14 protein-coding genes are annotated in these 21250 nt (G+C 47.3%); 1 reads left to right on the plus strand and 13 read right to left on the minus strand.

Annotation, left to right across the window (positions count from 1 at the left end; genetic code table 11):
- Positions 1 to 62 precede the first annotated feature (62 nt).
- The 6 genes from AC3WTJ_RS25560 to AC3WTJ_RS25585 form a co-directional block, all read right to left on the minus strand.
- The gene (locus AC3WTJ_RS25560; protein ID WP_127450379.1) at positions 63 to 947 is read right to left on the minus strand and encodes a carbohydrate ABC transporter permease; all 885 of its coding nucleotides are present in this window, start codon (positions 945 to 947) and stop codon (positions 63 to 65) included.
- 17 nt (positions 948 to 964) lie between these two features.
- Positions 965 to 1855 carry an ABC transporter permease gene (locus AC3WTJ_RS25565; RefSeq protein WP_127450381.1) on the minus strand — a complete coding sequence of 297 codons (891 nt, stop codon included), beginning with the start codon at positions 1853 to 1855 and terminating at the stop codon, positions 965 to 967.
- 82 nt (positions 1856 to 1937) lie between these two features.
- Positions 1938 to 3647 (minus strand): extracellular solute-binding protein, encoded by a 1710-nt coding sequence (locus AC3WTJ_RS25570; protein WP_492524217.1) that lies wholly within the window; start codon positions 3645 to 3647, stop codon positions 1938 to 1940.
- A gap of 160 nt (positions 3648 to 3807) precedes the next feature.
- Positions 3808 to 4911, minus strand: coding sequence for a response regulator transcription factor (locus AC3WTJ_RS25575; RefSeq protein WP_492524218.1), 1104 nt, complete (start codon positions 4909 to 4911; stop codon positions 3808 to 3810).
- Positions 4904 to 6640, minus strand: coding sequence for a sensor histidine kinase (locus AC3WTJ_RS25580; RefSeq protein ID WP_492524310.1), 1737 nt, complete (start codon positions 6638 to 6640; stop codon positions 4904 to 4906). The genes AC3WTJ_RS25575 and AC3WTJ_RS25580 overlap by 8 nt, the downstream gene beginning before the upstream one ends.
- Before the next feature lie 55 nt (positions 6641 to 6695).
- Complete coding sequence (locus AC3WTJ_RS25585) at positions 6696 to 7577, minus strand: AraC family transcriptional regulator (protein WP_492524219.1); 882 nt, start codon at positions 7575 to 7577, stop codon at positions 6696 to 6698.
- Positions 7578 to 7706: 129 nt separating this feature from the next.
- On the opposite strand from AC3WTJ_RS25585, the gene yicI reads away from it, so the two are divergent.
- Positions 7707 to 10028, plus strand: coding sequence for an alpha-xylosidase (yicI, locus tag AC3WTJ_RS25590; RefSeq protein WP_492524220.1), 2322 nt, complete (start codon positions 7707 to 7709; stop codon positions 10026 to 10028).
- A 404-nt stretch (positions 10029 to 10432) separates the two neighbouring features.
- Here the strand turns inward: yicI and AC3WTJ_RS25595 are convergent, their stop codons facing one another.
- The 7 genes from AC3WTJ_RS25595 to AC3WTJ_RS25625 all read right to left on the minus strand — a co-directional run bounded on the left by AC3WTJ_RS25595 (position 10433) and on the right by AC3WTJ_RS25625 (position 21067).
- Positions 10433 to 11965 carry an extracellular solute-binding protein gene (locus AC3WTJ_RS25595; protein WP_492524221.1) on the minus strand — a complete coding sequence of 511 codons (1533 nt, stop codon included), beginning with the start codon at positions 11963 to 11965 and terminating at the stop codon, positions 10433 to 10435.
- Between the two features lie 96 nt (positions 11966 to 12061).
- Positions 12062 to 12934: a carbohydrate ABC transporter permease gene (locus tag AC3WTJ_RS25600; protein WP_492524222.1), complete on the minus strand. Its 873-nt coding sequence runs from the start codon at positions 12932 to 12934 to the stop codon at positions 12062 to 12064.
- Positions 12935 to 12961: 27 nt separating this feature from the next.
- Positions 12962 to 13924, minus strand: coding sequence for an ABC transporter permease (locus AC3WTJ_RS25605; RefSeq protein WP_492524223.1), 963 nt, complete (start codon positions 13922 to 13924; stop codon positions 12962 to 12964).
- A gap of 228 nt (positions 13925 to 14152) precedes the next feature.
- Positions 14153 to 16486 (minus strand): helix-turn-helix domain-containing protein, encoded by a 2334-nt coding sequence (locus tag AC3WTJ_RS25610; protein ID WP_492524224.1) that lies wholly within the window; start codon positions 16484 to 16486, stop codon positions 14153 to 14155.
- Positions 16487 to 16761: 275 nt separating this feature from the next.
- Complete coding sequence (locus AC3WTJ_RS25615) at positions 16762 to 18297, minus strand: glycoside hydrolase family 28 protein (RefSeq protein WP_492524225.1); 1536 nt, start codon at positions 18295 to 18297, stop codon at positions 16762 to 16764.
- The gene (locus AC3WTJ_RS25620) at positions 18294 to 19943 is read right to left on the minus strand and encodes a glycoside hydrolase family 43 protein (RefSeq protein WP_492524226.1); all 1650 of its coding nucleotides are present in this window, start codon (positions 19941 to 19943) and stop codon (positions 18294 to 18296) included. Before AC3WTJ_RS25620 ends, AC3WTJ_RS25615 begins: the two co-directional genes overlap by 4 nt.
- Positions 19940 to 21067: a glycoside hydrolase family 88/105 protein gene (locus AC3WTJ_RS25625; RefSeq protein WP_492524227.1), complete on the minus strand. Its 1128-nt coding sequence runs from the start codon at positions 21065 to 21067 to the stop codon at positions 19940 to 19942. The genes AC3WTJ_RS25620 and AC3WTJ_RS25625 overlap by 4 nt, the downstream gene beginning before the upstream one ends.
- Positions 21068 to 21250: the final 183 nt, after the last annotated feature.

The following is a 21250-nucleotide window of genomic DNA, read 5'->3' on the forward strand; positions in this document are numbered from 1 at the left end:
CCCCCATATAACACAAAACGGCTGCTCTGTTTACACAGAGCCAGCCATTTTAAAATCTCTCATTACTCTTTCACAGAACCAAGCGTAATCCCATGGATGAAAAAGCGCTGCAAGAACGGGTAGATGACAAGCACCGGGATCATCGCAATAAAGATTTTCGCCGCATTCAACGTCTGGTTGGAAAGCTCGCTCATCTTCTGAATCTGCTCCGCAGTCATGGTGTTGGCATCCACAATAACAACCAGCTGTTGAATGTAGGTCTGCAGCGGATAATGATCCGCATTCGACATCAACACCAGACCGTTAAAGAACTCATTCCAGTGATAAACGATACTGAACAAAGTCACAGTCGCGAGTACAGGCACAGCCAGCGGGATGAATATTTTTACAAGCATATACCAAGGACCTGCACCGTCGACGAGTGCCGCTTCCTCCAATTCCTTCGGCAAATTCCGGAAATAGTTAATGACCAGAATAACACTGAAGATCGGAACGCTGTTCCCAAGGACTAACGCCCAGATATTATTAATCAGACCTAGCGATTTAACCGTTTGATACCAAGGAATCAAGCCGCCGTTAAATAACATCGTGAATACCAAAATCCACATCAAGACATTGCGAAACGGCAAATCTTTGGTATTTTTGGATAAAGGATACCCCATCAACACAATAATAACAAAGTTCAGGGTCGATCCCAGAACAACACGCTGAATCGAGATCCAAAAGGAATTGAAAAATTTGCTGTCGCCCATAATTTCATGATAGGAATTCAAGTTAAATCCCACCGGCCAGAAACTGACCTGCCCCGAGGACGCTGCCGCATTGTCGCTTAACGAAACAGCCAGCGTGTACCAGAGAGGAAGCACACACAAAAGGGCGATGCCAACCAGCAGCACGATAAGGAAAAGATCGAACACTCTGGAGCCTATTGTTGTTTCTCTAACCATAATCCTGCTCCTTTATATTAAAAAATACGATAATTTGCAAACTTAGCGGCTAGCACATAGGAAGTCGTAATTAACGCAAAACTAATGATGGATTTCAAAAGCCCCATTGCCGTAGCCAATCCATACTGCAGATTCAATAGTCCTGTCCGATAGACCCAAGTGTCAATAATATCTCCGCTTGAATATACAAGTGGATTGTACAAGTTAAAAATTTGATCAAAACCAGCATTTAAGACATTCCCTAAGCTAAGCACCGAAAGTAAAATGACCGTTGTCATCATGCCGGGAAGCGTGACGTGAAGCAATCGCTGCCAGCGCGTAGCGCCGTCAATCGCAGCCGCTTCGTACAGCGCCGGATTAATCCCCGTTAAAGCCGCCAAAAAGATAATGGTGTTAAAACCGAATTCCTTCCAAACATCACTTCCAACGATGATAAAAGGAAACAGCTCCGCCTTGCCGAAAAACAGCGTAGGACTGATACCGAAGAACCCCAGCAGCCCGTTAACTGGCCCTTTATAGGACAAGATATCAAGCAAAATACCGGAAAGAATAACCCAAGATAAAAAGTGCGGTAAATACACAATCGTCTGAACCCATTTCTTCAACACCGCGATACGCAATTCATTTAACAATAACGCGAAGACCAGTGGAACAATCATATTCGCAATAATTTTCATAACAGCAATGAACAAGGTATTGAAAAACACCGTTTTACTATCGTTCAACGAAAACATGTACTTGAAATTTTCCAGCCCGACCCACTCGGAATGAAAAATGCCTAAACCTGGGTTAAAATCCTGAAAAGCAATAACAATGCCGAACATAGGCACGATACTAAACAGCGTCAACCATATAAAGCCAGGAAGAAGCATGAGATAGTAATGTTTGGCAAAACCCTTCGTAACCATCCTATCAATCACTTCCATTCTTTGTTGTTAAGGGAAAGGCGCCAGAGTAGTCTGGCGCCTGGTGTGCCCTTGCGACTTGCGACTATTTCAAGTTCGCTTCAATTTCACTAATAATCTGATCTCCGCCTTGCTTTTTCCAGTCCTCGACGAACTTGTCGAAGGATTCCAACGGCGCAGCGCCCATAATAATTTTCAGGAACGTTTCTTTTTCCAATTTATCCAGCGCAGCCCATCGGCTTTCCATTGTTTTCGTCTGGGAGTACGTTACGCTGTAGGTTTTCTTATACGGCAGTTGGAGCGCGGAGATCCCTACAAGTGTTGAATACATCCGTTTCCATGTTCCTAAATCCGCATTCGGATCCCAATACTGAATATCGTATTTGTCGTAAGGCTCCAACTTCACTTTTTTCACTTTTTCCGCATCGGATTTCAGCAATTTGTATCCTGGGAGATCCAAATCCTCCGGTTTTTTGGTACCGGCAAGCACTTCTTTCATCATTTTGTACGTAACGTCCATCTCATCCATTGGAGCATATACGATACGTAATGGATAGTTGCCAATGGCTACTTTCACATCGAATTTGGATTCGTCACGCAGCAACAAGTTTTCCATTTGAATAGCAGCTTCTGGGTGCTCATACCCTTTCCGAACAACGAGATACTGATTCGTCGGGTTCCCCATGTGCGGCGTAAATTCGCCATTTACATCCAGAGGCGCCGCATAAGCCTGCCAGTTCGCTTTCGGGTTATTTTTGATGGCATCCGCTAATGGACCATATCCGCCAGCCCACCATAGACCGAAGTAAATACCGGAAGTTCCATTTTTGATCAACTCTTGCGCATCCTTACGAATGGTCATTTCCTTGTCAATCAAGCCTTTGGCATACAGATCACGCAGCTTAGAGAGCGCTTGCTTCGTTTCTGGTTGAAGGGAACCGTACGTGGTTTTACCGTCAGCGCCTTTTATCCAAAATCCTGGATAAGAATGGTAGGAAGCGAAAATCGGATCGAAACCATAGTTATTATTGTTAGGATTGATAAAATCTGCATTCAGCAAGCCGCCCAATTGAGGCCCTGAAATCCCGATCGTATCCGCTTTGCCGTTTCCGTCTGGATCTTGCTCGACAAAGGCTTTGGCTACTTTCTCCAGTTCATCCATCGTTTTAGGCGGTTGCAGGCCTAATTTATCCAGCCAATCCTTGCGAATCCACATCATATGAACCATGTCGGATTCCGTTGTTACGTTCGGAAGGGCATACATTTTTCCATCTACGGTAACTGATTTAAGCGCAAGACCTTTTGTACTATCGATGATGCTTTTGAGCGCCGGTGAGGCATATTTGTTATAAACCTCTGTCAGATCTGCGAGCTGGCCGCTTTTCACCATTTGTCTGAACTGCGTATCTTTCACAACAAGAGCGTCAGGCAAATCATTGCTGGCAATAGATAGGTTAACTTTTTGATCGTAATCTTTCCCGCTCGCCGCTTGCCAAACAATTTTGGTATCAATATTCAAATTGTCTTTAATGTAGCGGGTATACTGGTTGCTTTCCGGCGAATCTCCGGCAGGCAAGCTTTTGTCCGCTGCGTCAACATCTTTCCCGATTTTAATCGTGATCGGTTTCTCTGATTTGGTGAAAGGGCCTGCCGCTGCTGTTTGCGCACCCGCAGTTTGTGTAGCCGCTGTTGAAGCTTTAGGTGATTCCTTAGCCGTATTCGCTTCCGAACAGGCGGATAAGACAACTAGCATTCCTGCGAGTAAAAGCAGCATGCTTTTTTTAGGCTTGCTCATATAAATCCCCTTCTTTCGTTTATCTATTTTGTCTACACGATAAAAATAACACGAATTATGCCCCTGCAAGGAGGGAAAACGGTTACACCTTAGATGGGTAATTGACCGAGATTTTGCTGGCATTCGCATCCCATCATCGGCATTTCCGGCATTTGACCCCCTAACTTTCGGACATTTCTCTACCTGCTGCATGCTTTAGCCGATACTCGCTTGGCAATAATCCGGTTTGCTCCCGGAAGCTGCGGCTAAAATACTTCTCATCCATATAACCTACATGCTCAGCAATCCATAAAATCGTCTTATTCGTATAAAGTAAATACTCCTTCGCCTTGTCGATTCGGTTATTGCGCAAAAACTCGCTAAAATTAATGCCGATAATTTCCTTAAAACACTGGCTGAAGTAGCTTCTGCTCATATTCACCCGCTTCGCAATGATTGCCGCAGTAATCTGCTCCTGCATCTCTTCGCTGACGATGTGAACAGCTTTCATCACGCATTCGACGACCTCTTGCGAGAAGGCTGGTTTGTCCATCGACTTGCGGATCATGTCACGCGTATCGGTTAACCACGCTTCTACTTCCGGCCAGTTCTCAAAAGCGTCCGGCAGCGCAATTTTCGCCATATGAACAGGGTGAAATAATAGATTCCATTTATCCGTTAACGTATATAAAAGCCCGATTAGCTTGGTTTGCGGCAAACGCAAATGCTTCAACTGTTTGACCTGAGCAGCGAATAACGTATCTTGATGAATCCATTCGTGACCCGACCATTGTTCCTTCACTTGATCTAGATCCGGCACAGTCTTGTCCACTGCCAGAACGGTTTCGTCTTGCGAGACAGCCCCTTCATAGAAGACATCCGGTGTTTGTGGAGCAGGCTTTGGTTCCTCCAGAATCCGTTTATGAATTCTCCCCAACACTTCTTCAAAGCGCTCCTTTTCCAGCTGCACCTTGGCAATATAATCAATAGCGCCAAGCCTCAGCGCCTCTTGGATATACTCAAAATCCTGGTGGAAAGTGAGCACAACCGTATACATAGCCGGATATTGCTTGCGCACAATCTTCAATAGCTCAATCCCCGACATGACGGGCATCGCTAAATCCGTGAGCAGTAAATCGACGGCATGGTCCGCCATGAATTCCAACGCCTTCTCGCCGTTGCTTGCTTCTCCAACAACCTCCATATCAAACTCGCTCCAAGGCATGGCAGAAATCAGCCCTTTACGCACCAACTTATCATCATCGACAATCATCACTTTAATCATGACGGCGGTTCCCCTCCCTAATAGGTATCGTTACAAATATCGTTGTCCCTTTGCCGATTACACTCTGTATACGCAGCTCCGCCTTATCGCCATACTGCGATTCGAGCATCCGCTTCACATAATTCAGCCCAATCCCCATGCCGACTTTTTTGTTCTCGATTTCCGGATTATGCAGGAGGTTTTGAATCGTTTCTTCCGACATCCCTGAACCGTTATCCTGAATAGAGATCAGAATGGCATTCGTTAGATTCACATCTACCCGGATATACCCGTCGTCGCTGAGCCCATGATAAAGAGAGTTTTCCACCAGCGGTTGGAGGATAAACCGTGGCACCGGCATGCTCCAAACGTCTTCATCAACGTGCATTTGGACATCAAACTTAAAGTCATAACGGATTTGCTGCAGTGTCAAATATTGTTTCAAGGCCTCAATTTCTTCATTAATCGTGGAAGCCGTTCCCAGCTTGCCTAAATTGTAATGCAGCAGCTTATTAAGGGAAGAAACAAGGCGATCGATCTCATTTTGACCATTCATAAGGGCTAACCAGTGCACCGTATCGAGCGTATTCATCAGAAAATGAGGGTTTATTTGATACAGCAGCTTCTCAACTTCAAGATCCACCCGCCGCTTCTCCTTATGCTCAACCTCGGCGAACAACTCCCAAATCTGCTCCCTCATCTGTCTAAATTGGTTCAAAAGGAAGTCAAACTCCGGTATTTTGGTTTTTACGTTAAGCGTTTGCGCGCGATTTTGCGCCATCAGCTTGATTTCTCGATTAAATCCATTCAAAGGAACATAGACCATTTTCCATAAAAGCCATGCCATCAGCAGGCTAATCCCTAGAAAAATAAGCGCAAACATTAAAATTTGCAGAAACCACCGATTCATTTCCTTATTGTAATCAGCTTTCGGAATGACGGATACGATACTCCACCCTTGATTGCTGGCCTGCCGAAACCAAATAAATTCATTCTGCTTGCCGTGCGTACTCTCACTGGAGAAATTCGGAAATATCGTATCTTTCACGAACGAATTGGGCAGCTCCGTATAGGCGATTCGACCATTATTGTCGAGAAAAATATGATAATTCCCACCGCCGAATTGATCATTGTTCAGAATGTTTTGCGTCAGATGGAACCCTGATTCAATGTAGACATACACGTCATCGCGCATGGGCAAATCCACCTTCCTCAGTGCCGAAAAAACAAAGTTGTTATCGAACCGGTTGTTGCTGATATGAGGGCCATAATACGAAATTCCTGAATATTCCGCCAGCAACGGCAGCTTTTCAGGAGAAAAATTATCTTTGACCCCTACATTTTCAAGATCATAGGTATTGTCCTTTTGAAAATAATACAAGGTTAGACCGATATTTGGATTCGTAAAGGTAACTAAACTTAATTCATCTCTTAAATTGCTGATCATTTGTGATCGTTCATAGGTCTGGCTAGGCGGAAGCGATAACATCTGATCCAGCTTTTTTCCTACGCTCCCTGCAAAAGCAAGCTGCTGAGAAACGTGATTTAAATTGCTGATCGTACTCTCCAGAGAGAGTTCGACTTGCTTCAGATTGCTCTGTATCCCGTTCTGAATTTTATTCGTCAGGATCGAGTAAATCGTATAATAAGAGATGAGAACGATACAAATAAACGGTATCAGCGTACTGCAGAGAAAGATGATAAATATCCGTTTTTTTAAAGTTAAATAATCGTACATCCATGACTTCATATAATCTCTTAGCTTAGCAAACACATGACTTCACCCCTGATTCTGTTTCCATTCCTTATGCATGGGCTTTTCTGCGGTATTCGGATGGCGTGCAACCAAAATGCGCTTTGAACACACCAATAAAATAACTTAGCGTATTAAACCCCACATCCAGCGAAATTTCCGTAATCTTCTTATCCGTATCCTTCAACAGGTAAGCCGCTCGCTGTGCCCGTACCTGATTTAAGTACTCCAGCGGGCTTTTTCCGGTAAAATTTTTAAAATATCGGCAGAAATAAGACTCGCTGAAGGAAACGAGCGCTGCTAACTCTTCCAAGCGAATGGGCCCGCTGTAATTCATTTGAATGTATTCGATAATGAGTTTTAACCGGTCAATATGCGTCGGGCTAACCGCAGGGGGAAGCTCGCGATAAGATGGCCCTCCCAACATCATTAGCTTCGAAATTATTAATTGCAGCAATCCTTTTGTCGTCAATTCATATAACGGTAATTCATTAATGTTCAAATCAAACACTTGCAGCAGCAGTTCTAGCAGCTCTACTTCGCCTGCTGTTTGACGTGAGATATGGGCAGGAATGACATATTTCTGTTGGATAAGCGGTGTGATATATTTCTCGCCAACAAGATCAAACCGCCCGTTTCCTACAATATCGGGGTGAAACACCACGGCTGTGAAGCAGCACTCCTCTTCTGAGGTGATATAACCCGAGTGAAGTTGACCGCCATTCACGAAAATCGCTTCACCCGCCTCCAGTTCATAATCATCCATAGAAACGCGAAAAGTGGCTTTTCCCTTCGTCAGCATGAGAAATTCCAACTCATCATGCCAATGAAGATCCAGCAGTTCTTCCCCCGGCTGACAGCAAATTTCATATACACGAATGGGATATAGCGGGTCGCCGTGAACGCGGTCTTCTTTTAAATGCGCCTGCTGCATAGCTTTCGTTCCTCCTTCACAAAATCAAGCCCTATGTCAAAATACTGATACATTCCAGCAATATAAAGAAAGGAAAGCGATTTATAAATCAATATACTTATATTAAATTACAACGAAGGGCTGATGGCAATGAAATTTTCGAATGGCTATTGGATGGCAAAAGAAGGATACACAGTTTTGAACCCTGTCGATGTCCGCGAAGTGGAACAAAACGGCAGCAGTCTTACGGTTTATGCCGCTGCGCGAAGGATTCAGCGAAAGGGTGATACCTTAAACGGCGCGCTGCTGACTTGTGAAATTAGTTCGCCAATCCCTGATGTCATCCGGGTACGTTGGACGCATCATGCAGGCAAGCAAACAAAGGGACCAGCTTTTGAATTGTTCGAGAATCCGTTGACGCCTGTCACTATAGATGAAAGCGGCCACCAGGTGACGCTTAAATCCGGCAATCTAAGTGTCAAATTAAATAAACAAGAGACTTGGGGAACGGAGTTCTTTTACGAAGAGAAGCGTTTGACCGGCTCCAATAGCAAAGGCACGGGACATATTACAACAGATAACAAAGATGTTTACTTCCGCGAACAACTAGACCTTGGCGTCGGTGAGCACATTTACGGCCTTGGGGAACGCTTCACCCCCTTCGTGAAAAATGGGCAAGCGGTTGACATTTGGAACGAAGATGGCGGCACAAGCAGCGAGCAAGCGTACAAAAATGTTCCTTTTTATTTATCGAGTAAGGGGTACGGCGTGTTCGTCAATCATCCAGAGCATGTCTCGTTCGAAGTTGGTTCCGAGGTCGTCTCCAAAGTCCAATTCAGCGTACCTGGCGAAAACATCGAGTATTTCATCATCGGCGGCCAAACGTTGAAAGACGTTCTGAACAATTACACGAAGTTGACTGGAAAACCCGCCCTGCCGCCAGCTTGGTCGTTCGGTTTGTGGTTAACCACGTCCTTCACAACGAATTACGACGAAGCCACTGTGAACAGCTTCATTGACGGGATGATCGCACGCGACCTTCCGCTGCATGTTTTCCATTTTGACTGCTTCTGGATGAAAGAATATCAATGGACCAACTTCGAGTGGGATGCCGATATGTTCCCCGATCCGGTAGGCATGCTGAAACGGCTGAAGGACAAAGGCCTCAAAATTTGTGTATGGATCAACTCATATATCGGCCAGAAATCTCCGCTGTTCAAAGAAGGCATGGAGAATGGCTATTTGGTCAAAACCTTAGAGGATGACGTGTGGCAGTGGGATCTCTGGCAGGCTGGCATGGGGCTGGTCGATTTCACGAACCCGGCAGCGACGGAGTGGTACAAGGGGCATTTGAGACGGCTGATTGATATGGGTGTGGACTGCTTCAAAACGGACTTTGGCGAGCGCATCCCTACGGATGTGAAGTACCATGACGGGTCTGATCCGCTGAAAATGCATAACTATTACACCTTCCTGTACAACAAGGCTGTCTTTGAGGTGTTGGAAGAAAAGCTTGGTAAAAATGAAGCGATGCTTTTTGCCCGCTCCGCCACAGCAGGCGGCCAGCAATTCCCTGTGCACTGGGGCGGCGACTGCTCGGCCAATTATGACTCCATGGCGGAGTCGCTGCGCGGAGGCCTGTCGCTCGGCTTATCCGGCTTTGGCTTCTGGAGCCACGACATCAGCGGCTTTGAGAAAACAGCGCCGCCTGATATCTATAAGCGCTGGGTCGCCTTCGGCCTGCTGTCTTCCCACAGCCGACTGCACGGCAACGAGTCTTACCGCGTACCGTGGCTGTTTGACGAAGAAGCCGTCGATGTTCTCCGGCATTTTACGAAGCTCAAAAGCACGTTGATGCCTTATCTCTTTGAAAGTGCCATCCAATCGACCGAGATGGGGATTCCGATGATGCGCGCCATGGTGCTCGATTATGCTGCGGACCCTTCCACCCATCATTTGGATACGCAGTACATGTTAGGCGACAATCTGCTCGTGGCCCCAATCTTTAATGATCGCGGGCAAGTGATGTATTACGTGCCGGAAGGCCGCTGGACCGACTTCTTTAGCGGGCAAGTCGTTGAAGGCGGGAAATGGCACGAAGAAACCCATGGTTACATGACGCTGCCATTGCTAATTAAGCCGAATTCGCTACTCGCGATCGGAGCGAACGATCAGAAGCCCGACTACAACTACGCGGATGGCGTATCCCTGCATTTGTTTGAACTGCAGGATGGCGCCAGCGCTGCAGCGAATTTGTACAGCTTGCAAGGCGAGCTGGAAGTGACTGTAAAGGCTGTTCGCCGAGATGAAGAAGTGAGCTTCTTCATGCAAGGGGCAACGAAGCCGTACACGATCGTGCTGCGCGGCATTCATGAAGTCGCCGGCGTAGACGGGGCGGAGTGGATCGATTCCGCTAACGGCATCGTGCTTACGCCTGAGGCGGGCAGAACGCACTTAGTCGTTAAGTTATAAGAAAAGGCAGTTCCCTAAGTAGAAGCATCTACTTTTGGGAACTGCCTTTTTTTGTTGCTGGCGTGCGGGTATGGTATCCACTTCCCCAGTTACGTTCTACCCACTGTGCGGATCCTTATGCTGCCGCCCCCATTTCCACTTCTTATCTCATTGTTGACAGGCATCCGTGTGCGAAGGGGAGCTACAGGGCGCTATTTCAGCGAAACAGGCTGATTTCTGGCTGTGAGCGGAACTACAGGGACTTATATACCCACAGGATGCTGTATTTGAGCATCATATGCAGAAATAGCGGACCGTAGTTCCCCTCCATCTGCCGACTGGCCTATTCTATGGCAAATAGCGTATCGTAGTTCCCTTCCAACCGCCAAATCGACTGTTCCGCCGAAATTGGCGAAGCAAATCTCCTATTTCTTCTGGCTCTGAGCATATGATTCTTGGTACTCTTGAATCATTTTGCTGCCGCCAGCCGTCTTCCACTTCTCGATTTCCGCCTTCCAACCTGCTTCATCGATCTTGCCCATGATGAATTTGGTTTCAGCGTCCGTTATCATCTGCTCCAATTCTTTGCCACGCTCCGAGAACGTCGCCGAATTCAGTGTCAGCGCCGGATTCGGCACGATAAACTGTTCATTCGACTGGCCGATCTTCTGGCTCTTGCGGAACAGATCCGGCTGTTTCATGGCTTTGGCAACATTGTAGCTCTCTCCCCGTTGCGGCAATGTATCCCGATATGGCTTCACTTCTTTCAAATCAGCATCGCGATCAAGCGGTTCTGTAAACTCGCCTTTATCCGCATAGTGCTTGCCTTCCACACCTTTCACGATCAGATTCGCCATTTGCGGATCCAGCAGCTTATCAACGAAAGCGAGCACCTTCTTGAACTCCGCTTCTGTTTTCACAGAAGATTTGGGGATCGCCAAGAAACCGGCATTACCGCTTTCCCCTGGCACTCGGCGGCCGCTCGGTCCTTCCACAGCAGCAGCGTCAATGACGGCGCTCGGAACGACCTTCACGATTTTATCCTGCCAGCTTTGCGCATTGCCACCGGATATCCGAATGCCTGCACGCCCGGATTCGTACGCTTTGTCCACTTCCGTCGTGTCCACGACAGGGAAATCCTGATTGATCAGCTTTTCATCATACAAGCGTTTAAATAATTTCATCGTGTCGAAGAAAGGCTGGGTCACAAACTCCGGTGTGAAAACGCCTTTCTCTTCCAGCCATTTGGACGGCCCGCCTTGTGAAACCGATATGCGTGTCAAGGTTGAGCTGACATCCTGGTTGTACTTCTTCTCAAGCATCAAGCCGTAAGTGTCGTTTTTCCCGTTTTTATCCGGATCATTCAACGTAAGCGCTTTAATAACATTGTACCAATCATCTAATGTTTTCGGGGACTGCAGGTTCAGCGCATCAAACCAGTCCTTCCGATAATGAATCACAGCGCGTCCCAGATCGCGGTATAGGGGAACGCCATATATTTTACCATCGACGGCGATATTGTCATAAAAAAGCTTGTTCTGTGCCTGAAGGTTTTTGTAATCTTTAAGATACGGACCAACTTCCCAGAACAGATCTGACTTCAAGGAACTGATCATGCTTGGATTACTATAGTTCAGCTTAATCAGTTTAGGAAGCTCGCCGGAAGCGATCATGACATTAACCTTCTCATCGTAGGCAGAAGCCGGTATCCATTGAATTTGTAAATTCGTATTCGTGTAGGCTTTGATCGCCTTCTCAATCTCATTGTCCTTCGCGGGGACTTCGCCAACCTGATTCACAACCAACGTGAGTGGAAACGGTGTCTTATCCTCCGCTGCAGCTGATCTTTGCGTCCCGTTCTTGCTTGCATCTGAGCCGGAATCAGCGCCGCACGCAGTCAGCACCGCAGATAACATAATTACCGTTCCCAACATCAGAGCCACTTGATTTCTTTTCATCGAGCTTACCCCTTTCGTTATCCCTTATTATACTCTATTTTTGATCTCCGCCTATCTCCTTAAAAAGAAACGGGCAGAGCGTAAATAGCTGATCGCCTACCCTTTGACAGAGCCAAGCAAGACGCCTTTCGTAAAATGCTTTTGCAGGAATGGATACACCAACAAAATCGGAAGCGTGGCAAAGACGATTACAGCCATGCGAATGGTCAGCGGTTGAATCTCGGCTTCATCAAACCCTGCGTCGCCAATCCGGCTTTGCGCCAACATGATGATTTCTCGCAATAGCACTTGAATCGGCCATTTACCGTTATCATTGATATACAGAATTGCGTTAAAAAACTGATTCCAATGCGTCACGGAATAAAAGAGAGCGAACGTTGCCATAGCCGGCATCGATAGCGGTAACACGATGCGAAATAATACACCCATATCGTTACATCCATCTATTTTGGCCGAATCTTCCAGCCCGTCGGGAATTTGCTGAAAAAAGTTTTTGAGCACGATCAGGTTAAAGGCGCTTATGGCGCTTGGAATCATTAAAGACCACAATGTATTCGTAAGGTGCAGGCCTTTGACGACGAAATAGGTAGGAATCATCCCCCCGCTGAACAGCATCGTAAATAGCACCGCAAGGAGGATCGTTTGGCGTCCTCTTAGCTTGTTTTTAGCCAGTGGATAGGCCATTAATGCGGTAAAAACAAGATTGATTATCGTGCCCACTACCGTAATATAGATCGAAACTCCGAGACTGCGGAGCAATGTATCCGTGGAAAAGATGTATTTGTACGCAGATAGAGACCACTCTTTTGGAAATAAAATCAACCCGCCCTTAGCAACCTCTGTTGGGCTTGTGAAGGATACCGCCAGGACGTAAACAAATGGCAGTACGCAAATTATGGCGATAATGAGCAGCAAGCTGGTATTTACGAAGCTAAAAATGCGATTTCCAAGCGTTTTATCGTACTGCATATTGTGCAGCCTCCCTCTCAAGCGGCGTTAATAAACGCCCTCTTGACCGAATTTTTTGGCCATCCAATTGGAGCCTAGTACAAGGATGAGTCCGACCAATGATTTGAACAGGCCTACCGCCGCACTATAGCTATACTGGCCTTGACTTAGCCCCTTCATATACACATAAGTATCGAAAACTTCTCCAACTTCCCGATTCGTTGGCGCTAACATAAGGAAGATGTGCTCAAAACCGGCGTCCAAGAAGTTGCCTAGCCTTAAAATAAGCAAAATAACGATCGTACTGGAGATAGCGGGCAGTGTGATATGCCAGAGTTGGCGCCAACGTCCTGCGCCGTCCATTCTTGCTGCTTCGTACAGCTGCATATCAACGCCTGATAGCGCCGCCAGGAAAATAATCGTGCCCCAACCGACTTCTTTCCAAATGGACTGAGAAACGATCATCGTTCTAAACCACTCCGGCTCCATCAGGAAGGCAATTTTTTTACCCGTTAAATGGAATAAGAGTTCATTCAGAATTCCGTTTTCAGTCGTAAGCAGCATGTAAAATATCCCCACGACAACAACCCATGAAACAAAATGGGGAATGTACACAAACGTCTGCACGAAACGTTTGAAACGTTCTTTTCTAACCTCATTTAACATCAAGGCTAAAACAATGGGTAGAGGGAAGAAAAATACCAAATTGTAAATCGCTAATAACACCGTATTCCGAAATAACATCCAAAACTGTGGTTCGCTAAAAAAGCGTTGAAAATGTTTCAGCCCGACCCACGGGCTATGCGCATAACCTAGATGAGGCTTGTAATCCTGAAAAGCCATAATGATGCCGTACATGGGGACATACTTGAATATTAAAAAGTAAGCAACACCGGGCAATAGCATATAATAGAGCCATTTATCTCTGATTACGTCTCTAACCCATTCACTTTTTCGAAGATTTTGCCCAGGGGCTGCAGGCGCAGTTGTTTCTATCGCCGTCTCCTTCATGCTCTCTTCTCCTTCCAGCTCGAAACCGTTATGCCCTGATTATTAACCATGGGCACATAGATAGATATACCTAGCAGATAACTTGTGTACTCCGTCCATAAAAAGCCTCTCTCCTCAGCATCATCCGCTGCAAGCATACCTCTTGCATAACCCGGCGTATGCCACAGAAAACTTAAAAAAGAGCTATTTCCTCGGGTGATCTTCATCACGGAAGGAAACAGCTCTTTTTTATTTATTGCTTTCAAACAACTCCCGGTAGCTGCCCGGTGTCGTGCCGAATGTTTTGCGGAAATTGCGAATGAAGGCGCTGATATTTTTATATTGCAGTTTCTCACCAATTTCTGAAATTTTTAACGTGGTCGTCTCCAGCATCACTTTGGCCATGTTCATTCGATAGTCCGATAAATAATCGCTGAAAGGAATCCCCATTTCTCTTTTGAAAACACGGCTTAAATAAACAGGATGGAAATTCAGCAGCGCTGCGCAGGACTCTAGCGTTATATCTTGATCGTACTGATCATGAATGATTCGAACCAAGCGATCGGCAATGTTCAAATACTGTGAGTCTGCTTTCTCCGATAAAATAACGATAATGGGCGCAAACAGCCTCGTTTTGAACCAAATAGCGATTTCATCTCTTGTTTGGAGCTTTAGCAGACGTTCCACAGCGGAGTCGCCTTCCAGCACTTTTTTAACTGAAATTCCTTGATCCTGAACGACAGTCAATATACGTGACATCAGCTGCAAGAGAAGAATGTGATGTTCATGAACAAATCCTTCTTTATTCAGCAGCGTGGATAAATAGGTTTGAAACACTTCCATCGCTTGATCGAGCTGTACATCCTTGAGCGCTTGCAGCAGTTGATCTTCCATAAGCTTCAGATGCGAATATACCGCCGACTCCGCTCGCTCGCTGCTTTCAATATCTTCAAAATGAATGATGATGTCCGGCCCCAGACTTATGCGGCATTTCAAGGCTGCAAGACTTTCGCCGTAAGCTTTAACAGTCTCAGATAGCTTATGATACGGCTTGCTGATGCCAATGCTGACCTGGAGTTGGAGATATTTGGCCAGATTGGACTTAATCAGCTCCGCTGTTTGGTAGAACAAGTGCTTCAGCTCCTGCGGGTCTACGGTATCCAGTGCCAGCAAGGTGACCTGCGATTCGCCCATCAGGATCGGACTGAACCTCGTTTGGACAGGCAGCAGCTCGCCAACGATATTGTTAATAGCGAACAACAGCAGCTCGCGATCCTGCTCTTGATAGCGTGTCTCCTGCAGCTGATCGACTTGCAAGGTCAATACGCCGAGGGAGTTCCATTCTGTGGGAAAACCGTACATGTGCGAACGATGTTGGAAATCCTCATCGGATATTTGGCCTGTGAACAGCTTTAGTACGAAAAACTCCTTCAAATGCACCGACTGCCCCTGCATCTGCTTCTCCAATCGTCCTCGCGATACCGCAAGCGACTGGAATTTTTCTTGGATGTAAGTCAATTCATCTCTTCGGCCTGTCTGGCAAATCACTGACGGCTCCACTTCGTATGAGCTTGTCACCTCTAGTAGATTGCGGATTGGGGAATACATCCTTTTGCTTCCGTAAAAGGCAAAGGCCAAAACAATAAGCAGGATTAGCGCGCAGGCTGCTGCCGTCAGCAAGCCAATCTTTTTGCTGGCCTTCGTCATTTCGGAAATGGAAACGACCGATACGAAAGTCCAAGCGTTATACCCCGAAGTCAGATAAGTGACCCCAACCTGTTTATTTCCGATTTTCGCCTTAAAAAAACCTCTTTTGTCCGTAGCGTCGCTAATTTTATCCGTAATCGTCCTGTTAATTTCCCGATAAGCGTCTTGATCCTCAGGATTGGATAAAAAAGCGTTTCCCTTCTGATCGAGCACGTAATTCGTTCCCAATTGATTGTTTGAATGAAGTCCGCCACGTATCTCATCAGCAGAAACTTGGACGACTAGCATGCCTCTGGGTGTGTTCGTCTTGGGAACAATGGGAATTTTATAAATGAGACTAAGCGTATTTGTAGAACTCGAGCTCGCTGACTGGCTGTCATCTTCGCCTTCACTGCGAGGAGTCTGTACTTGATTCACCAAATGTGTATTCCAAAATAAACTCTCGGACTGCTTGGCATACAGCAGCAGTTCATTTTTATTCTCGAGTTGATCTATTTGCTTCAAGTTATTTAAAGTTACGGCCCAACCCTTCTCAAAATTCACAAGATAAGCTTCCGTAATGACTGCTTTTGCTTGCAAATTATACAGCCCCGTCATGACTTCACGTACACGGATAAAATCTTCACCTGTCAGAGACTCGTTCATCACTTCTTTGACCAGCGCCGAATTAATAAATTGCAAGGTGGTTACTTCGAGTGATTTGACGGTCTGCTCCACGCGCAATTGTGTTTGCAGAAGCAATTGCATATTCGCTTCATTGACTTTCGCTTCAACATCTTTCGTAGCTAAATAGTAAGAAGCGATGCCGATAAAAACAGTAGGAAGTGCACCAAGGATCAGACTAAACCCCAGGAGTCGAAGCAAATATTTATGCAAGATCCATACAACCTCCCAACAGGTAATGTTACTAGTATTACATATTCATACAGACCCATCAAGCGAGATAAGCTTTATGATATCGCTTACATTACCAGACTATGCAGCTTCAAACTATGCAGTTTAGATAACTTTTGGCCTGTATGACGAAAAACCCCTTACAGAATAAGGGGTTTTCTAAACCTGGATCCTCTATAGCTTGAGAGGAAGTTGTTTGAAGCATACAAGTTATCTGCTGCATATACGCAGCAGTGCAAAAGTGGATATGCCTTCAGCTACTCCGTTTCATCATAACGGATGTTCTTAGTGTCTGCTCCCGTTACAACCAACATCCCTTCACCTGATGTTGCATGTGATTTCTCAAGCCGCTTAAGCTCCACATTCTGGCATTGATGCAGCTTGATCACAGATCCTTTATTCGTTTGCAATTGTAAACATTCTATCACGATATCTTTGGCGTAATGTGCAATAACTCCCCGCTCCGCAGTCGCCTGAAAGTTGCTGACTCGCACATCTTCCAACGGCATTTCGGGAAGCCCGTTCACAATGAGCGCCGTTTGAGCCCCTGTGCAGGTAACATCCGCAATCGTAATTTTGCGAAAAACCGGCGTGCCTTCCGTAACGGGAAAAACGTCTTCCTGCGCGCTGCCTGAGCCTTCCACTCCCGCATAAAACAGATGGAATGAGATTGCTTCCCCGGCAATATTGGTCATCCGGATACGGCTGATATCGATCTCTTCGACAACGCCTCCGCGTCCGCGGGCGCTTTTGAACCGCAGACCGATATCGGTACCGATGAACGTGCAGTCGGACACACGAATCCGCCGAACCCCGCCGGACATCTCGCTGCCGATGACAAAACCACCATGCCCGTGATAGACCATGCAGTTGCGAATCGTGACGTATTCGCAAGGAATTCCTAACTTGCGTCCCGCTTCATCCTTGCCCGACTTCATGCAGATCGCGTCGTCTCCCACGTCAAACTTACAGTTTTCGATGTTCGCATACCGGCAAGAATCCAAGTCCAAGCCGTCTCCGTTCTGGGCAAACCATGGATTCCTGACCGTGACATTGCGAATAGTAACATGCTCGGAAGCCCATGGGTGCAAGCACCATGCAGCCGAGTTTTGGAACGTAGGACCGTCCAGCAAAATATGCTTGCATCGTCGAAAGCTTAATAAGTTCGGTCTGAGATATTCGCGATAAATCTCATAGGCGGACGGATCATGGATACCATCCTGAACGAGCTTCTCTGTCTGTGCTCTTCCGTTCATAGCAGCAACCGACGGCCACCAGAACTCGCCTTCCGCATCCGTGACTCCGCCGGATTGCACCAAGCTGTCCCACTGCAGCGCCGTCATTTTCCAGCGTTTGACCGGCCGCCAAGCTTCTCCATTTCCATCAAAAATCCCTTCGCCTGTTATGGCTATATGCTCCAGTCCTTCAGCGTCTAGCGGCGATTGACAGCGAACCGAGGGAATGCCTTCAAAGCTGGACATGACGAGCGGATACTGCGCAAAATCCTTCGTGAACATGACCAAGGCGCCTGCTTCAGTATGCAGCTCTAATCGGCTTGCCAGCTTAAGCGGGCCTGTTAACCATAAACCGGCCGGGATGACTACTCTCCCGCCGCCAGCTTCGGAGCAAGCCCGTATGGCTTGCTGGAATGCCTGCGTGTTGTCGGTATGTCCATCACCGACAGCGCCAAACTCCGTTATCCTGAATAAGCGATCAGGTATTTCCGGCAGCTGCACTTCTGGCATGGTCCATGCGTTTTGTGCCTCGCTGCGCTCTACATGTGCTCTTGTCATACGGAAGCCCCTTCTTTCTCATCGTTGAATCGGAACCAATCGATATCCACGAAACCTTGACTTGCCCAAGCGTCCGCCTGCTTGTCTTGCAAACAGAACAGCCCTAGCTTAGCGCCAACCCATCCGCCAGGAACCGCTGCAAACTCGTCCCCAATCCGGTGGTAAGCTACGCCATCTAAACTATAATAAAAGCTGAATACAGCTTCCTCTACGGCTACTGTTCGGAAATAAATCGTTCGTGCTAATTCAGCGACAGGCACACGTGCCGTTACTTGTTCGCATGATTTCTCCTTGCTGCCCTTTCCTTCAACGAAGACGATTTCAAGTCCTTCCCCTGCCCACTTTAACGCGATATAACGATACTCGAATCCGAAAACCGTCAAGCCGGCCAGCTCTTCCAGCGAGTCGGAGTCGAAACTAGAGCAAGAGCCGGAACAAGTGCAAGAGCTGGAGCTTGGTGTAAACGTTAACTTCACCGTTGCCGTAAATTCCGGGGCAGGGAGCTTTTGGCAAAGGATGTTCATCGCATTGTACAAGGTTGATGCGCCAGCGGGCAGTGGCTGCGCGTATAACCGCAGATGTCCGGGGTTCGCGGTGAGCGAGTACCACTGCGGACGATGGTTAGCCTGCCATTGCCACTGCAAGCCTAGACCCGACTGATCGAATTCATCGCTAGTTTCGGGTACCGCACAAGGCCATTCGCGTCCTACATCAGGCTTCTTATGGACAAGAGCAGGCTCGCCGATGCCGTCACCGTTCGTATCAAGACCGATGATCGGCCAATCGTTCTCCCAGCTCATGGGCTGGAGGTGGATAATCCGGCCATAAGCCTCGCGGTCTTGGAAATGCATAAACCAAAACTCACCCGATTCCAACTCCACATAACCGCCTTGATGCGGTCCATTAATGGGGGAATCGCCTTGATGAAGTACAATTTTATCCTCATACGGTCCCCAGATGTTTTCAGCACGAAGCACGGTTTGCCAACCTACAGCCACCCCTCCGGCTGGAGCAAACACATAGTAATAGCCGCCACGCTTGTACAGCTTAGGCCCCTCAATCGTCGGATGATGGTCTGTCCCATCGAAAATGATCATGCCGTCATCCAGCAGCGCCATGCCATCCGGCGACATTCGGCATATTTGCAGCTTGCTCTTGATGCCGCAGCGGCTTCTGGCGAAGGCATGCACCAAATAAGCTTGCCCGTCTTCATCCCAGAAAGGGCAAGGATCAATCCATCCCTTCACTTCCTTCACCATGTGAAGCGGTGTCCATGGACCCGCGGGATGCTCGGCCGTTGTCATATAGATGCCCTCATCCGGGGCGCTGAAATAAATCCAGTACTTCCCGTCATGATAACGAATCGCAGGCGCCCAAACGCCGTCCCCATGCCGCACGCTATCATCATAGCCGCCAGGGAGTTGATCAATGGCATGGCCAATTAACGTCCAATTCACCAAATCCTTGGAATGGAGAATCGGCAGGCCCGGGGTGCTGACGAAGCTGGAAGCCGTCATATAGAAATCTTCGCCGACCCGGATCACATCAGGGTCGGAATAATCCGCGCATAGAACCGGATTGCGATAGGTGCCATTTCCCAAATCGGCGACCCATACCGGCCTGACTTTGCTTTCACTTACGCTCATTTCAGGTCACCCCCCTGTAAACGTTCGATTTCCACACTGGCCAGCACAAAAGGCGCCATACCCATCAAGACATCACTTACAACCTTTTCTCCTAAATAGTACTCAAAGCTTCCATCCCGATAAGGATTACCGCCAAGCCCCGCTCCATGGCATATGCCATGAACATGAACGCCTTGAGCGTCTTCATCGATAAGCTCATTCAATAGACCTTGGTAACCCCTCTGGGCTACTTCCTTGAAAGGACCGGAAAGGTACTTCAAACGCACACCTTTGGCAGCCGCATAGACAAACATACTGCTCCCTGATGCTTCCAAATAGTTGGTTCCCTCACCGCCTCTATCCAAAACCTGATACCATAAGCCTGTATTCGGATCTTGAACACGCGCAAGCGCATGCATCATCCGTTCGAAAACGCCCATAATCGTTCCTCGCTGCGGGTGATTCTTCGGAAAATGCTCCAACGCATCCACGATGGCCATTGCGTACCAGCCCATGCCTCTACTCCAGAAATGTCGCGATTTCCCTGTCGAGGAGTCGCACCACCGCTGCTCTCCGCTTTCATCCCAGCCATGGTGCAGCAAACCTGTCTGACGATCGCGGGTATGCCGCTCGACCAGAAGCAGCTGTTTCGCAGCTTCATCGAACAGCTCCGGCGCATCGAAGACCTTGGCATACTCGGCCAGGAACGGGGTTGCCATATATAAGCCGTCCAACCACATTTGGAACGGGTAAATCTTTTTATGCCACAATCCGCCTTCGCTCGTTCGCGGATGCCCTTTTATCTGAAGCACGAGTTCTGATGCCGCTTGTGCGTATTTCGCGTCAGACGTCTTTTTCCAAAGTGAAAAAAGCACCTTGCCTTGGTTAATTTGATCCAAATTGTAATCTTCCAATGTATAGGTACGGATTGTACCTTCCTCTTGAACGAACAAGTCCATATGTTTCATGGCATATTCGATGTAAATGTCCTCCCCCGTCAGTTCCCCAACGTGAAGCAACGCTTTTAATGTCATTCCATTCACATACATCCATCTTTGCTCAAGTTCCGGGTGATAGCCGCTTTCATTTGTACTCCTCATGATGGTTCGCGCTGTTTTGACTGACCATTGGCCTACTTCCTTCATCAGATTCTCCGCCCCTCTTTCGCAGTGCTCTCACATGTCTTCCATGACTACTGACTATTATGCTTGAGGATGGCATGCCACACTATGCATTTCAGACAACCTGTTTCCTATGTGTTCAAAAAAAAGCTGAAGAAGCTTGGATTTACGCGAAAAAAGGCCGCTGAACCGAACTATGAAGTTGCT

Source organism: Paenibacillus sp. FW101-FHT12H11, assembly GCF_058790355.1.